8 protein-coding genes and 1 tRNA gene are annotated in these 15,445 nt (G+C 66.6%); 8 read left to right on the top strand and 1 reads right to left on the bottom strand.

Features of this window, described 5'->3' with window-relative positions; genetic code table 11:
* The first annotated feature begins 1,075 nt into the window (after nucleotides 1-1,075).
* The 6 genes from OG948_RS05850 (at nucleotide 1,076) to xerC (ending at nucleotide 13,394) form a co-directional block, all read left to right on the top strand.
* Nucleotides 1,076-2,782 (top strand): hypothetical protein, encoded by a 1,707-nt coding sequence (locus OG948_RS05850; RefSeq protein WP_406294359.1) that lies wholly within the window; start codon nucleotides 1,076-1,078, stop codon nucleotides 2,780-2,782.
* Between the two features lie 14 nt (nucleotides 2,783-2,796).
* Entirely contained in the window at nucleotides 2,797-5,313 is a 2,517-nt protein-coding gene (locus tag OG948_RS05845; RefSeq protein WP_406294357.1) for an RNaseH domain-containing protein, read from the top strand.
* 381 nt (nucleotides 5,314-5,694) lie between these two features.
* On the top strand, nucleotides 5,695-7,839 hold the full coding sequence (locus OG948_RS05840; RefSeq protein ID WP_406294356.1) for a P-loop NTPase fold protein: 2,145 nt from the start codon (nucleotides 5,695-5,697) through the stop codon (nucleotides 7,837-7,839).
* A gap of 553 nt (nucleotides 7,840-8,392) precedes the next feature.
* On the top strand, nucleotides 8,393-10,705 hold the full coding sequence (locus tag OG948_RS05835) for a preprotein translocase subunit SecA (protein WP_406294354.1): 2,313 nt from the start codon (nucleotides 8,393-8,395) through the stop codon (nucleotides 10,703-10,705).
* Nucleotides 10,706-11,033: 328 nt separating this feature from the next.
* Nucleotides 11,034-11,627, top strand: coding sequence for a hypothetical protein (locus tag OG948_RS05830; RefSeq protein ID WP_406294353.1), 594 nt, complete (start codon nucleotides 11,034-11,036; stop codon nucleotides 11,625-11,627).
* A 291-nt stretch (nucleotides 11,628-11,918) separates the two neighbouring features.
* Nucleotides 11,919-13,394 carry a tyrosine recombinase XerC gene (xerC, locus tag OG948_RS05825; protein WP_406294351.1) on the top strand — a complete coding sequence of 492 codons (1,476 nt, stop codon included), beginning with the start codon at nucleotides 11,919-11,921 and terminating at the stop codon, nucleotides 13,392-13,394.
* On the opposite strand, the gene OG948_RS05820 is transcribed toward xerC, so the two are convergent.
* Nucleotides 13,373-13,449 (bottom strand) — tRNA-Pro (locus OG948_RS05820). The genes xerC and OG948_RS05820 overlap by 22 nt on opposite strands.
* Nucleotides 13,450-13,562: 113 nt before the next feature.
* Between OG948_RS05820 and OG948_RS05815 the strand changes: the two genes are divergently transcribed.
* Both OG948_RS05815 and OG948_RS05810 read left to right on the top strand, forming a co-directional pair.
* Nucleotides 13,563-14,537 carry a hypothetical protein gene (locus OG948_RS05815; RefSeq protein WP_406294349.1) on the top strand — a complete coding sequence of 325 codons (975 nt, stop codon included), beginning with the start codon at nucleotides 13,563-13,565 and terminating at the stop codon, nucleotides 14,535-14,537.
* Complete coding sequence (locus OG948_RS05810; RefSeq protein WP_406294347.1) at nucleotides 14,527-15,444, top strand: helix-turn-helix domain-containing protein; 918 nt, start codon at nucleotides 14,527-14,529, stop codon at nucleotides 15,442-15,444. Before OG948_RS05815 ends, OG948_RS05810 begins: the two co-directional genes overlap by 11 nt.
* Nucleotide 15,445: the final 1 nt, after the last annotated feature.

The following is a 15,445-nucleotide window of genomic DNA, read 5'->3' as shown; positions in this document are numbered from 1 at the left end:
TCGCCGACCACCAGGCGCCCCTGATCCGACCCATCCACCCCCACCTCACCACCGCGCCTGCCTTGGATGAACTGACCTGGAAGGTCCGCGAGCATCTCGACATCGCCGAACGCCTGGACACGGCGACAGAAAAGCCGTTCCGCGAACACACGCTCACCCGGCTGTTCGACGGCATGCTCACCCGCCAGGGCCCGATCGGCGACCACATGGTCCTTCGATCAGGTCGCACCCGCCTGCTCCAAGCGCCCACCGGCATCGGCAAGTCCGTGCTGTGCCGGGACCTGGGAACGTGGGCCGTCGAGACCGGCGTCACCTTGGCCCTGGTGGTCCCCAACAACATGGATGTTCTCAAGGTCGTCCACGGGATCGAACACGACCTTCGCGCCCTCGGCCACAAGCATCCCGAACACCTGGTGACGGCACTGATGGCCCCCGACGGCATCATGGCCACCCTCGACCGGGTTGCCGCCACCCATACCGACCACGACTTCATCGACTGGGCCCACGCCCGCCTGGGATATGGATGCGCCATGTCCGCCGGAGCCCTCACCGACCGAGAGGTGGACACTTGGGTCGGGGGCGGCGAACCCTGCACCTCACTCGTTCCCGACCGCGTGAGCACTGATGGTCGCCGCGATCGCACCCCCGCTTCCAAGGTATGTCCCTACCGCGACCACGACTGCGACAAATACCGTCTGGCCCGCGCGGCGACTCGCGCGCGTGTCGTCGTCACCTCGCACGGCAATTTCCGCAAGGGGAGCATGCACCTGCCCCTCCTCGTCGACGGAACACTCAGGGACAACCTCACCGTCGAGGAGTTCATCCTCCGGCACTGCCAACTCGTCGTGATGGACGAGATCGACGCCTACCAGGCATCCGCCCTGGACGACAGCGCCCGAGGCTTCCTCCTTGCCGGAGGCGAAAGTACCCACGAGATGCCGCTGCGTACCGTCGACACCGAATTCGCCGCCGCATTCGGCCGCGTGCACACCACCGTCGACGAGAGCGTACGCAACACCATTGCCCGGGCGCGCTGGCTCCCGAGACCTACGTCAGCCATCGTGCCTACGATCGCTTGGGACCCGACCTCCAAGCGGATCTGCCCAAAACGCGGAGGCTGGGCCCGAGACCGGCGCAGACACGCTGGCTGGTTCCCCAACGCTGGGACGGCTGGCTCACCGACCACCTCCGTCCTCTGCTACGCGACGACCCCGACCTGATCGCCACCACGACGCAGCAAACGGCCGACCCCCGCGACCTCCAAGCACTGCGCGACCTCTTCGACCGCCACGCTCCCCGTGAGACACTTTCCCGACCCCACTGTCGCCTTGCCGACATCATTTCCCGTATCGCCGATCCTCACCGGGAACCGGGAAACCTCACAGACACGCGTCGTGCTCTCGATGCCCTCCTGACTCCCTGGGTCCCTCAACCGCGCATCCGAGCGACTCTCATCCACCGCCTCCTGCGCCGGGCATTCCTTGCACCGCTGCGCACCTGCCTGTACGGGTTCGTGCACACCGCGCCCCAACTTCACGCCGCAGGCGTCGAATCCGCGCGTGTCATCGCGGACGCGCTCGGTGCCTACAGCGCCTGGCGCGCCGCACCTTACGGGCCGCTGGGCCGGTTGTTCTTCGCGTTCTCCGAACGCCACGACCCCCACCGCAGACGCGATACCCAGCTGTCCGTGGCCGCTTTCGGCGGCGATCCGCACACCGACGTCCTCACCCTGGGACACACCACCGCGGTTGCCCACACGGGACACCGTCGCATCGTTCTCGGGCTCTCGGCTACCGCCTACATGCCGCTCGCGCATCGCCACCACGTCCACGAACACCCCACCTGGTGGCTGCCGGACACTGCCGAAGGAGCGGTCAGCATCCATGCCGAAACCATCCCGGGGTTGGGAGACGACCGAGAGGCCATTCGCATCTCAGGCCTCACCGGCAAAGCCCGCATCGAAGCCACCCGCACCATGGCGGAACGACTGTGGCCACGTCTATGCACCGAACTCGACGTGCTCGCCCGCGCGCCCGGAAGCGACGTCCAGGACCGCGTCCTGGTCGTCACCACCTCCTACGACAGCTGCCGACACCTCGCCGAAGGCATGTACCAAGCGGGCGCCCCAACTGGCAGCGTATGCGTGGCCATTCGCCCCACGACCCAACGTCGGTCAATCGATCGCGCGCTGCCGTGGCCGGAGATTCCAGGCGACCGCCTCGAGGACTTCGCCTACATGCGTGAAGCCCGAATCCTCATCGCGCCACTGGGACGCGCCGAACGCGGCCTCAACATCCTCGTCCCGGGTCACACCCGCTCCGCCATCGGCTCGATTTGGCTCGTCGTACGCCCGATGGCATTGATCGACGAGCCCGCCGAACTCCTCGCCCATATCCAGGCTGCCGCCCTGGACGACGCCGTGCCGCACTCCGAACCGTGGAAGGAACTGCGTCGCCGCAGACTCCGGGCCGGTACCTACTTCGAGGAGATCGTCGGTGGGGGACGCTACTTCCGCGCCCTGCCCGATCGGGCCAAGAAGGCCATCGCCGCCGAAATGGTCATCAGCCTCATCCAGCTCGTCGGGCGTGCTCGACGCGGAGGAACACCCGGTCGCGTCAACCTCGTTGATGCCGCATTCCTCGACCCCGACGGCAAGGCGGGCCTGCCCCGGCTGATCCGCGCCCTACGAGACGACTGGCGCGCGAACGGACAACTCGAAACCCTCCGCGACCTGTACGGAACCACCCTGGACGCCTTCTTCGCCTTCGCCGACCGCCACTGAAGGGACGTTTTCCCATGCTGAGGACACGCGGCTTCCTCCTGAGCCCCGACGCCTTGGGTCATGTCTGCATCTACCGCCTCACCGACCTGTTCGAACACGCCTGGACACAACTGCCCGGCTACAGCGATGGGTCCACCGGACGCCCCACCCGGCCCCGATACGCTGCCCTCGCCACTGCCCTGAGCGCCGTCACCGGGCAACCCGTCGTCCTGATGCCGGACGACCTCGACGCCGACCCACAACATCCCGCCCCTCTCGTCCTGGTCACCACCCGACCCATCTCTCCGTCGGTCCTTATCGCCGCCGTCCGTGCATGGGAACGGCACATCCGCGGCGACGTCACCACGGACACCCTCAGTCGGGCCTTCGCCGGAATCGTGCCCGAGACGCAGCCCCTGGCCGCCTTCATTCAGGGCGCGGCCGCAGGGACGCCGCGAGCCCCACGATGGTTCTTCCGGGTCGCAGCCTGGCACTGCGCCGACGTCCTGTCTCGGACACCGTTGGTGATCCCCGGTCACGGTGCGATCGATTGGCGCCTGGATACCGACGGCAACCTCGTGGCCTGGGACGAGAAGGACATCGTCACCCGCACTCTCTACAACGGACGCACCGTCGGCCGCTGCATGCATCGGGTCGAACTCCGAGTCGTCGCCATGCCCGGCGAATCTCGCCTCGCGGTCCACGTCATTCCCGTGTTCAGTCGCCTGGCAGACCACTGGGCCGGCAGGAAGAGCGCCTACATTGCCCGCGGCAAGGGCGTGGTCCTTCGTCTTCCCGTCGGCAACAGGCGCGTCACACGCGACGGCGAAACCCTGTGGGAGCCCTTCGCTCGCAATGCCGCCGCGGAAGTCGTCGAAGCCTGCGGTGTCGAGATCATCGACCTGGGTGACAACGACGACCTCAAGCATCTACGTGGCCCCGTGCGCTCACTCACGGCGGCCTCCGATCGACACCCCCTCGGACGAGGGCCCGGGGCCCTGTTCACCAAGTACCTCACCCTTCAGTTCGCCGACTGCCTGGCCGGGGTCATCGAGCAGATCGCCTACGAAGACACCGGACGACGATTCCAGCGCGCCGTAACCGGCCGCGTTCCCGCCCAGAATCTCGACGACGCCATCGTGGGAACCGGCAAGCAAAACGTGGTCATCCACGTCCTCCAGGACAGCGCCGGCACCCGGCGCCGCATGGCAGCCGAAATCGCGGCCTTGGCGGGTATCGACGACTCGGGGCAGTTCCTTCCACAGGACACACAGTCCTATCCGTTGACCCAACGCCTGTCCGTCGTCTTCCGCCACACCGCTGCCCTCGACGCCCCTGAGAAGGTCGACTGGGACACCGAACTCCGGGACCTTCCCTCGACCGACGCCACCACCCTCCACGTCGCCCTCGTCGAGACACACTGGCACGCGAACCCCGCCACGCGCCGCCGACCCGCACAGGACAGTCCTTCACGGCACGACCACAAGGACGACCTCAAGCGATGGCTGTACGGGCATCGCGTCATCCCACAGTTCCTCGCCACCCGCAGCACCCCGGACGACGACACCCACGCCCCGACCGACGAGCCGGTCCGCGACCATCCGGCCGAGGGCGCGGTGCGCAAACTCCTCGTCCGTGCCGGCCTCGTCGACACTCGCCTGAGCGAGGCCGCCTCACCAGAACAAGACCTGCTCCTGGTAGGCATCCACGTGCGCCAGCAACATGTCAGTCACCGAAACCCCCGCGGAGCAACGCGAACCCGCATGATCGAGATCCTCACCTCGATCGAACTCAACCGCGATGCCACATCGCCCGCTCAGGTGCGGATGTACGACGCCTCCACTCATCAATGGCGACCCGTCGCGGACGCGATGAGCGCCTACGCCTCCGGACCCATCGGACACGCCGACCACGCCCGCCATCGCGAGGGCGCGCGTCTGGTCCGCGACAGCGTCGAGTCGGCACTGCGTCTATTGCCCCGCGACCGCCCCATTTGCGTCTGGGTGGAAGCCGAGGCCACCCGCACCATCTGGCCCGGACTCCAGTACTCCACTCTCGGTGATGGCGCTCTCCCGGGCGACTCGCTGAGGCGGGACGGCTGCCCGCTCGCCGTCGTCTGCGTCAACATCACCGACGAGGAGACTCCGCAACCCGTCGATCGCGATGGATGGCGCAAATATCCCGAACGACCGCTGCCGCCGAAGGACACCCTCTATCGACGCACGTCCGACACCGGCCGTGAACACTGGTACATCGGACAGGCGTCACGGCAATACACCGGAGGCCCCATCGGACGAGCCAGCGGCGAGTACACACGCTTCACGGTTCCCGAGGAACACCGTCACCGATTGGGCAAGGACTGGCACGACTTCACCGGCACGCTCATCGACGTGGCACAGCAAGGCCCCTGGGCCGCTGAAGACTTGGCACTCCTCACCGCTCAACTGTGTCACCAGTCGTTGGCCTGGGATGGACGGACACGACGCCCGGCCCCGCTGCACCTCGCGCACGTACTCGACAAATCCCACCCTGAGTACCGAGCTCCGGAGTAGTACCGATGGTGATGTGTCGACTCCGTCCCCTGTCTCCCAACATATCCCCCTACCACTGCTGAACGGATTTGTCTCCATCCGGTGGCGGCCGAGGGCGAGTTCGTGCTCATCCGCGAGTGTTGACCGCGAACGATTCGGTGAGCATGGTGTTTTCGGGGACTTGCGTCGCTGGTGGTCAAGGAGGCTTTGGACAAGGGCGAGCTCATCCGAGTATCGGCCCGGCCGCCCGGCCGCCTGGTGGTTGCCCCGATTGCGGTGGTTCAACTGGGCGGGGGCGCGCGCCCTGCCGACGGGTAGCAACGGACGTGCCGCGACGTGTGCAGGCATGGTGCGCCGTCGCAAAAATTCGCACGTACGAGTCTCGTCTGGGAGAATCTGCACGTGAGTTCGCGCCCCTTCTTCAGCGATGAGCCCGTTAATGGTTCGCCGGGCCGCCCCGATGCACTTGGCCGCGGGCGATACGCGGAGCACGTCGTTCGCATACTGCGCCGTGTCCGCGGACAGGACGATTCTGTCGTCTTGTCCCTGGTCGGCTCGTGGGGGTCAGGCAAGTCGTCCGTGTTGAACTTGGTGACCAGTCGGTTGTCGTATGAGGCCTCCGGACAGGAGGCGTGGTCCATTGCCGAACTCAATCCGTGGCTCTACCAGGATCCGGAGTCGCTGGCACTTGCGCTGTTCGGCGAGATCCGCGAAGCGCTCCCGAAGGGAGACCGTTGGTCGACCGCGCGGCAGACCCTCGCGAGCTACGCCGGGGCGGTCAGTCCAATCGGGAAGCTCGCCGGCCTCATCGGCTTCATGGACGTCTCCGAGCTCGCCAAGACCGTAGCCGATCGTATGGCGGGTGACACGAGCGCATCGGCCACCAGGCACAAGGCCGAGAAGGCACTACGCGACGTCTGTACACCCGTGCTCGTCGTCATGGACGATCTGGACCGCTTGACGCCGGACGAACTCTTGGTGGTCTTCAAGATGGTGCGCTTGGTCGGGCGCCTACCGAACGTGCACTACCTGCTCTGCTTCGACGAGCGCACGCTGCTGGATGTTCTCCAGCGCAGCGACCTGGTAGGCGGCGAGGAATCTCGGGCGCGTGAGTTTCTCGAGAAGATGATCCAGGTGCGCCTGGACTTGCCTGCCTTCCGTGACCAGGATGCGATTGCGCTTGTCGAGCAGGCGATCGACGAACTGCTCTCAGGTCACGGGATCACATTCTCCGAGCCGCAGCTGCGCAGATTCGGAGAGAGCTATCACGCGCACCTTGGCTCCCGGCTTCGCACTCCTCGGGCAATCAAGCGGTACTTCGCCCAAGCGGACGCGAGCCTGGCAACGGTTGTCGGCAACGTCGATCCGGTCGACTTTTTGCTTCTGACGTTCCTCCGCACGATGGAACCGGCCCTGTACGCCGCGCTGCCCGGGCAGCGCGCAGCCCTGACCGGAACAGACTTCAGTCCGTCGCATGCCGCTGAAGCCCGAGCCGCCGAGTGGCGCAGACTAATAGCGGACGCCGGTGTGGCGCCGGGCCACTGTGAGGGCGTCCTGGACATCCTTTGCACTCTCTTCGGAGCCGTCGCCCGAACGGTGCGTCCAGGAATCGGCGTGACAGGAGCCCCTGTTCCCCTCGGCGCCGGCCACGTGGACTACTTCGACCGCTATTTCGCCTTCGGAGTCACCGAAGATGACCTCTCCGAAGCAGACTTCAGGCAGGCTCTTGCCCAATTGGCCGCAGGAGCACAAGGTCCCGAACGCGATCGCCTGGTGCTCCTCCTCGGCTCTGACACGCATCGGATCGTCCGTCGGATTCGCGATCGTCTGTCTCAGGGCGAACCTCTGCCACTGGCAGAGGTGTTGGAACTCATGGCAGACCAGTACCGGGACTTCAATACCCCGGCTCAAGGACACGGGATCCTCACCGCGGAAGGATCCGTGCGCTTCGCCGCGGCCGACCTTCTCCGAGCCGTGGCCGAACACGACCGTCCAGACGTCCTCGAGCGGATGGCTGCAACATGCCAGGGTGCCGAACTGGCGGCATTGGCACTGGCCTACCTGGTCGTTCCGGATGGTCAACCGCTGACCCAGGCGGCCGCCCCCGGCCTTCCGCCATGGGCCCTCGAAGGACGAACGCGCCTGGTCACCGCTTTTCCCACATGCCTGGAACCGGCCCGCACCCGGTCTGCGACGGACCTGACCGGATGTGAACTGTCGCTCCTCGTGCTGTGGCACGTCTTCGCACCTGATCAAGTACGAGCCTGGGTCCACACCACTCTACGCAACAGCCATTGGCTCCTTCTGGAACTCGTGATCCGGCTGGTTCCCGACAGCCCGGCCTTCCCAGGTTCGGCAGGCGAATTCACCGACCGCGTCGAGAGCCTGATCGGGCTGGACAACGCTACGCGAACCTTTGGACCCGCCCTCGACAACGCTACACGTCAGCCGACCGACACCAGTCTCTGGAATCCGACGTCGGACCAACGACGCGACTGGGCACTTACCGTCCTGCGGGACTGGCGCGACCGTCAATCAGGACCCTGACGTGCGTGTGTCGGAAACGCCGGCAGATGCCGAATCAAGGCCGATCGACCGCGAATCGACGGGCTTTACGACGACGTCGACGTCCGCAGCATCGCCATGAGCTTCTGGCCGGTGAACACCGAAGGCGCAGCCCGTGCACCGGCAGATGCTGAGAGAAGGTCCGCTGCACGGTCTTTGCCTCCGGGGGAGATCTCCGCTCCAGGACGGCTGTCTAGCGGTCGAGCGGTGGCTCAAGGAATGTCAAGGCGGCCTGTTGAGGAAACGGGTGGAGTAGGAGCCGGTCTTCGGAGACGGATACCGTGCTACCAACCCGAGGCAACCGCCGGTGACGACACCTGCCACGGGTTTGCATGATGGCCACAGCGCCAGCCGTAAGCCGAAGGTGGTGCCTGCCGGAATCCGTTGGCTCTTTGGTCGCAGTGTGTGGTGCAATTGGCGGGTGGCTTCTCGTTCAAAGCGTCACGAAACGCGAAAGAAAAGGCGACGTCGAGCCGAATCGGAGGCAGCGGTATTCGACCCGCATGCGCGGGTCATTGTCGACTCCTGGACTTCGGTGCTGGAACTCATGGAGAGGTTCACGGCGGCGGAGGATCCCGAGGCGGCGCTCGATGCGGCATTCGACGACGCCATCACCCGGATCGTCGTCAAGGCGCGGCGGTTCGACGCGCTCCGGCTGATCGAGGTGGGTCGTCTGGCGTTCCTGCCGATGGCGCCCGAGGGCGCGATACGGGTAGATGCGGAGGCCAGTGCCGCGCGCCTCGAACTGCTTGCACTGGTTGCTCTCGCCGCGCAGCTGGGTACGGAGACACCCGGAACCCGCGACCGTGACGCCGTTGCCGATCAGGAAATGAGCCAATTCGTTTCCGAGGCAAAGGAAGAGCTCGACGCGCTTCTCCGGCTCGCACACATGCGGGCCTTCGCCGCTATCGATTCGAACGACAAGCTTGCCATGGTGTCCCTGCTTATTCAGGGTGCCGAGGTGCACATGCGTAACTCTTCCTACCCGGAGATGGTCGCGGTTACCAACCGCGCCCTTCTTGACGGGGAACCGAACGTCCACGCGGCGCTGATCGCCGAACTCGGGTTTGACGCGAACGACGCCTTGGCTGTTCTGGAGGCATGCCACGATCTGCAACTGCGCCACATGAACGAGCGTATGACGGAACTCGCCCGGTCCGGGTTCATGTCGATGTTCGAGCCCGCTGCCGACGAAGTGACAGTCGCCGTTGGAGACATCGTCGCGCATACGGGCATCGCCGAGGAACGCGTGCACGCCGTTGTCGAATCCTTCCGACTCGACTTGGGGACAGCGTCTCCTGCGGAAGTTGTCCACGCGTTCACCACAGGCAAGAATCCGATGCGCGTCCGTCCTCTCGTTGTCGCTGGCAACGGACGCATCATGCTGGCCCACTCGGCGCTAAACGTGTTCTCGGTGCGGGAGAACCTCGAAGAGCACCTCAAGACGTCGACTGCGTGGAACAGCTACGCGAAGCATCGCGGCGACCTGCTCGAGACCCGGACTCGTAGAGCTCTTGAGCGGGTACTTCCCGATGGGAACTTCAGGGACGCATTCGAGTACTACGTGCCCGCGAACGACGTTGAAGAGGCGAATGCCGATCCCACGCGATACACCAAACGCGTCGAAGGCGACCACCTTCTCCTCGTCGACGACGTCGCGATCATCGTGGAAGACAAGGCCGTAGCGCTGAGTGGCCACTCCCGAGGTGGCAAGATCACACGGATCCGTACGGACCTGACCGGCATCATCACGAAGGCAGCCGAGCAGGCCGGCCGGATGCGTGACGGTATCGAACGGGACGGAGGCCTGAGAGTCGAAGGAGAAGGCTGGGTCGACCTCAGTCATGTCCGCGAAATCCATACCATCGCGGTCAGTCTCGACGACCTTTCAACCGTCATGACCGCCACCGCAGAGTTGGTGAGAGCCAACGTGCTCCGGCCCGACAACATTCCGTGGACCGTGTCGCTGCACGACCTCGAGCTGATTACCGAACTCGTCGCTCGACCGGCCGAGTTTCTCCTCTACCTTCGGCGACGTCGAAACTCTGACGTCACTGTCATGTTCCGCGCGCCTGACGAACTGGATCTGTTCCTGTACTTCTTCGAGGCGGGGCTTTGGGTCGAACCCGACCCGGCCCAGGTCCGTGCCGCTTTCCCGTTCCTCCCTGAACCGACCACAGCCGAGCTGCGCCGCCATCGCTCACGCCAACCAGCCTGGATCAGCAGTCGGACGGACGCCCTCGACCACTGGTTTCACACCAAAGAATCGGCTGCCTGGGTCGTCGATCCCGTGCCGAAGCCGGCGATGGTGCTGTCACCGGTCGCACCCCTCCTCGACGAACTGCAGTCGAGGAGGGTCACAGGATGGCTCAGTATCGGCGCCACACTGTTGTCCGCAACGACGGATGTCCAGCACAAGTTCGCCCGCTACGGTGACGAACTCCTCGACAATCCATCTCCTGATGGCGCAGGTCGTAGCCTCACCATGCCTCTCACAGGGAGCGTGGATCCCGCCGAAGGATGGCTGGTCGTCTGGGCTACACGCCCGGCTGGACAGGATGCAGCCAAAACGGAGACGCAGTTGCGAGGCTACCTGCGTGCGAAGAAGCACCAGCTCAACCTCCCGCGAGGTGTGGTTCTCCTCTACGACGAACCGACACGGGATCTCGTCGGCATCTTCTACGACGGACACATCGGGCCCTTGGACGCCACGTTGACGGCGACCCTGAGGTCCCTCCGGCCCGCTGCCGATCTTCGGCGCACGATCAACCTGCACGCACAAGGGTCACCTCGCCGCGCTGCAAGCGCTTCGCGTCCGAAGCAGCAGAAGAACAAACGGAAGCGCTAGTGTCCTGCGCCGGAGATTCGTTGGCAGAATCGGGCGAGGGAGTCAAGGATCTCGTCGGCTGTCTCGGTCCGGACGAACGGCTGTATGCGTCGTTCTACAGTGGTCCTTCGGTGGAGTTCCGGGGTGCGGGGGTTTGCGTGTCGGACGGCACGGGGGAACCTGGTCGATTTCTGATCGCGACGGCGATCGCGCGATATCCCAAGGCTCCCGCGCGGCTGCGGTGGGATCGCCCCGGGCTGTACGAGGCACGTGAGCGTGTCTTGGACTTGTTCACCGGCCGGTTGGGGTACCGGCATGTGAGCGCGTTGGGCATGGATCCCACACAACGTTGGCGCGTTCGGCACAGGCCGCATTGCGGGCCCTACCCCAGAGCCGCTACTTCACCGGCCTGGTGCTCCGTGCGCTGGTGTCGGACCTGAAGCAGACCACTCGTTACCTCCTCGAACCCGAGATCCGCGAGGCGGTGCGCGCCCGGGTGGCGGCAGCGATCACCGCAGACACCCGTGTGGTGGTGGCGCATTCGCTGGGATCGGTTGTGGCCTACGAGGTGCTGTGTTCCCTGCCCGGCCATGCTGTCCGCGCCCTGGTGACCCTCGGCTCGCCGCTGGGAACCCCGATGATCTTCGATCGGCTCGACCCCGCCCCCGCGCCGACGGGCCCCGGCCACCTCCGCCAGGTGCTCGGCAAGGTCGCTTCCGACCCGGAGCCCCGGGGTGTGTGGCCCGGTGGCGGACACCTCGTGTGGACGAACATCGCCGATCGCGGCGACGTGGTCGCCCTCGAAAAGGATCTGCGCCCGTGGTTCGGCGAGGCGGTGGTCAACGCAGTCGTCCACAACGGCTCCCATACGCACGACGCCACCGCCTACCTCACCGACAAACTCACCGGCACCGCGATCGCCCGAGGGCTGGTCCTGCCATGACACCGCAGCCGACCGATTGCCAAGTGCGTACCTCGGTTGGTCACCCGCCCTTGTGCGGGTGCTACAAAGGCCCCTTGAGGGAGCGGTTAATGCGCCAGGCTGCGAGCGTACGGGACGGGTGGAGAACAGTCAGTCTGTAGCCAATTTCGGTAAGTAAGCGCTGGAGTCTGCACGAGATTGGTGTCGGCACTTGAGCGCACGACAAGGGATATCTGCTGGTCGGGGTGGGTCGGTGCCGGGTTGTGGTCGCGGGGTGGGCGCGCAGGCTTGAGGTAGGGGATCCTTCGCGCTTTGGAAGCGATCACGATGCGTTCTTCAGCTTGTAAAGGCCGTGTCTATCGTCGGTGTGGTTGTCGTGATGGGGAGCGCAGGCAGCTCGGTGCTCGTTGTCCGGGGCTGGTCACTGATCCCGGGCACGGTACGTGGACGTTCGCGGTGGATCTGCCCGCGCCGACCGGTTCGCGGGTCACGGTTCGGCGTGGCGGCTTCGGCAGTGACGAGGCCGCTGCGGCGGCGTTGCGGCGTCTGTTGGAAGGGGCGATCGGCGGATTCGACGCGGATCCGAATCAGACGGTGGCCGAGTACCTGACGGAGTGGTTGCAGGCCAAGTCATTGACGCTGAAGCTGACCACGTTGGTCCGCTACCGGGACTATGTGGTCAACGATCTGGTGTCACACCTCGGTGCGATCCGGTTGGACGAGCTCGGTCGTCGGCATCTGGTCGGTTTTGCTCGGGCTCAGCTCGCGGCGGGGCGGGGTCGGGTGAGTGTGCATCGGTGTCTGGCGACGTTGTCGAGTGCGTTGGGGGAGGCGGTTCGCCAACATCGGTTGCAGTACAACCCGGCGCGGCCGACGATCGTGCCTCGGCCGCGGGCGGCTGAGCGCACGGTGTGGTCGGCTCGCGAGGCGGTGCGGTTCCTGCGGTGTTGCCGTGAGGGCGACCCGTTGCTCGCGGATCTGTGCGAGGTGTTGATCGGGACGGGGATGCGCAAGGGCGAGGCGTTGGGCCTGCATTGGGCGGACGTGCACCTGGACGAGGGTGTTCTCTACGTGCGGTACACGCTTTCGGCCGTGGACAACAATCGGCTGGTGATCATCGCGCCCAAGACGCGCAGCAGCAGGAACTGGGTTGCGATCTCCCCGCGCGTGGCCGCCGCCCTTCGCAGGCGTGCTCGCGCGAGCGGCTCGCGCCGTGTGGACCCTGCCGATCCGTTCACCGGTCTCGTGTTCACGCGTGACAACGGTCGGCCGTTGCGGCCGCAGACTCTGCTGGATCGCTTCCGTCACTGGTCCGCCCTGGCGGGGGTTCCGCGGATCACGATGCACGACCTGCGACACCTCGCGGCGACGCTGACTATCACCGCGGGCGTGCCGTTGACGGTGGTGTCCAAGACGTTGCGGCACTCGACGCTGTCGACGACGGCGAACATCTACGCCCATCTGACCCGGTCGGCCGCCCACGGTGCCGTCGACGCCATCGAGGAAGCCCTCGCCGCTGCCGAGGGAGTGGACGTGGCAGACGTGGCGAGGCACCCGCTGAATCGGTTGCGTCCACATCGCGACCACCCGGCCCGGTTGCGCGACCTGTTCAAACCGCTCTACACGGCCGCAGTCGCGGGCCGATCGCTCGTGAGCCCCAAACCCGAGCGGCGGTCGTGCGACCACACTGCGACCACCACGCCCCAGAACGCAGAAAAGGCCGCCCTCTCATTTCTGAGAAGACGGCCTCCGACCTGCGTAAACGCTGGTCGGGACGACAGGATTTGAACCTGCGACCCCTTGACCCCCAGTCAAGTGCGCTACCAAGCTGCGCCACGTCCCGGTGTTCGGCTGGCCGAACACGGAAACCATATCGCACTTTGGGGGGTGGTCCGCCACGTGGTTGTTCGGTGGTGTCGGGCGTGGGGAGGGGGGTGGGTCCGGGAAGATCTTGGGGTGGCTTATCCGGTGAATGTCGATGTCGTGCCGCTCGAGACCTATCCCGATCTGGATGAACTCCAGCGGCTCGGGGTCGGGGCGTTGCTGAGTGATGGGCTCGAGTCCGTGGAGGGGTTCGAGGAGGCGGACGGGGTCGGGGTGGACCTGGTGGACTATCGGGTCACGCCTCGGTCGGATGGGGCCGCGGTGTTGTTGTCGGTGGACGCGCCGACGTTGGAGGCGGCCGAGCGCACCGCGCGGCAGATCGTGTTGGCGGTGTTGGAGGCCAGTGTGCTGCTCGCGGATTGGCGGGTGGTGCGCAGTGAGGTGCAGTTGCACGAGGAGTTGGTGTACGAGAGTTTGATGGCCGCCGACGGGCCGGACGCGCCGGCGGGGGATCCGGCGTTGCGGGCGCGCCGGCCGATGCCGGAGGAGCGGCTGCGGATCGAGCGGCAGGCGGCGGGGGTACGGGCCTTCGGGCTGGACGCCTTCGGGTGTGAGCCGGATACCGCGCAGCCGGATGTGCCGGAGGAGAAGGCCCGGCTCGCGGCGGGGGCGGTGGCGAGCTCGGTCGGGGTGCTGGTGGACCTGCTGTTCACGGATCTGGTGAATCTTCGTGAGGCGGACGGGGCCTCGTTTTTCGTGCTGGACGCGTTGCCACTGTTGGAGGAGGGGTTCGTCCGGCGGTTCGTGGTGGCCGCCGTGACCGTCACCGGGCGGCTCGGTGGGACCGAGTGGGCGCCGCCGGCGTGCTTCGCGGAGGAGATGGCGTTGCGGTTGTTGGTGGACCAGGCGGCGTCGCTGTTGGAGCGGCACGGGTTGTACGACGACGACGTCGAGGCGGCGTTCGTGACGTTCAGTGACGCGGCGTCGGACGATCCGGAGTCGGTCGAGCTGCGGTTGTCGGATCCCGGGCCGGAGGAGTGGTTCGAGCCGATCGTGCCGGGGCGGCCCGTGCACGGGTACTTGAGAGCGAATCGACATGAGTGGTGACGTGGGACCGGGCGGGCCCGGGGGCGCCGCGGGCGACGACCTCGTCGGCGGGGGCGGCCGGGGCGGGGAGTCCGCGGTGTGGACGCGCGTGTACGGGGTCGAGGACACCCCGCTCGACCTGATGACGGCGCGATTTCGGCGGCACCGATACGCGCCGCACGCGCACGAGGAGTACGCGATCGGGGTGTGCGTCGAGGGGGTCGAGCAGATCAACTATCGCGGCGCGGTGCACCGGTCCGGACCCGGGACGATCGTGGTCGCCGAACCGCATGAGACGCACACCGGCGGCCCGGGCATCCCGGAAGGGTACGCCTACCGGGTCTTCTACCCCTCGGCCGCGCTGGTCGGCGAGGACCTGCCCGGTCCCGCCCCGCACTTCCCGTCGCTGCTCGTGGCCGACCCGGCGCTCGCCGCCGAACTGGTCGCCGTACACACGCACCTGACCGCCGGCGGCGACGCGTTCGAGGGCGAGACCCGGGTCGTGGAGGTACTGCGCGCGCTCGTCGGGCGGCACGCGGTGCATTCCCGGGCCGATCGGCGCGGCTCGCCGGACGCCGCCCGAGTGGCCCGCGCGGTCCGCGAGCGGCTCGCCGACGAACTCGTCCGGCCCCCTTCGCTGAGCGAGCTGTCCGCCGGGATCGGACTGTCCCGCTACCAGACCCTGCGCGCGTTCCGCGACGTGGTCGGGCTGCCCCCGTACGCCTGGCTCGCCCAGCACCGGGTCGCCCGCGCCCAGGCGCTGCTCGCCCAGGGGATGACGCCCGCCCGGGCGGCGCTCGCGGTCGGGTTCGCCGATCAGGCACACCTGGGGCGATGGTTTCGGCGGGTCCTGGGCGTCACCCCCGCCGGCTACCGCAGCAGCGTGCTGCGCAACAACGTTCTAGACCGATCGGCCCCGTGTGGTTGAT

The sequence above is a fragment of the Embleya sp. NBC_00888 genome (assembly GCF_045207655.1).
Lineage (GTDB): Bacteria > Actinomycetota > Actinomycetes > Streptomycetales > Streptomycetaceae > Embleya.
This window is presented reverse-complemented; position numbering and strand designations above follow the sequence as displayed.

Coding starts and splice junctions, on each gene's coding strand:
- OG948_RS05845 (WP_406294357.1), top strand. CDS start 2,797: ATGCTGAGGACACGCGGCTTCCTCCTGAGCCCCGACGCCTTGGGTCAT.
- OG948_RS05810 (WP_406294347.1), top strand. CDS start 14,527: ATGAGTGGTGACGTGGGACCGGGCGGGCCCGGGGGCGCCGCGGGCGAC.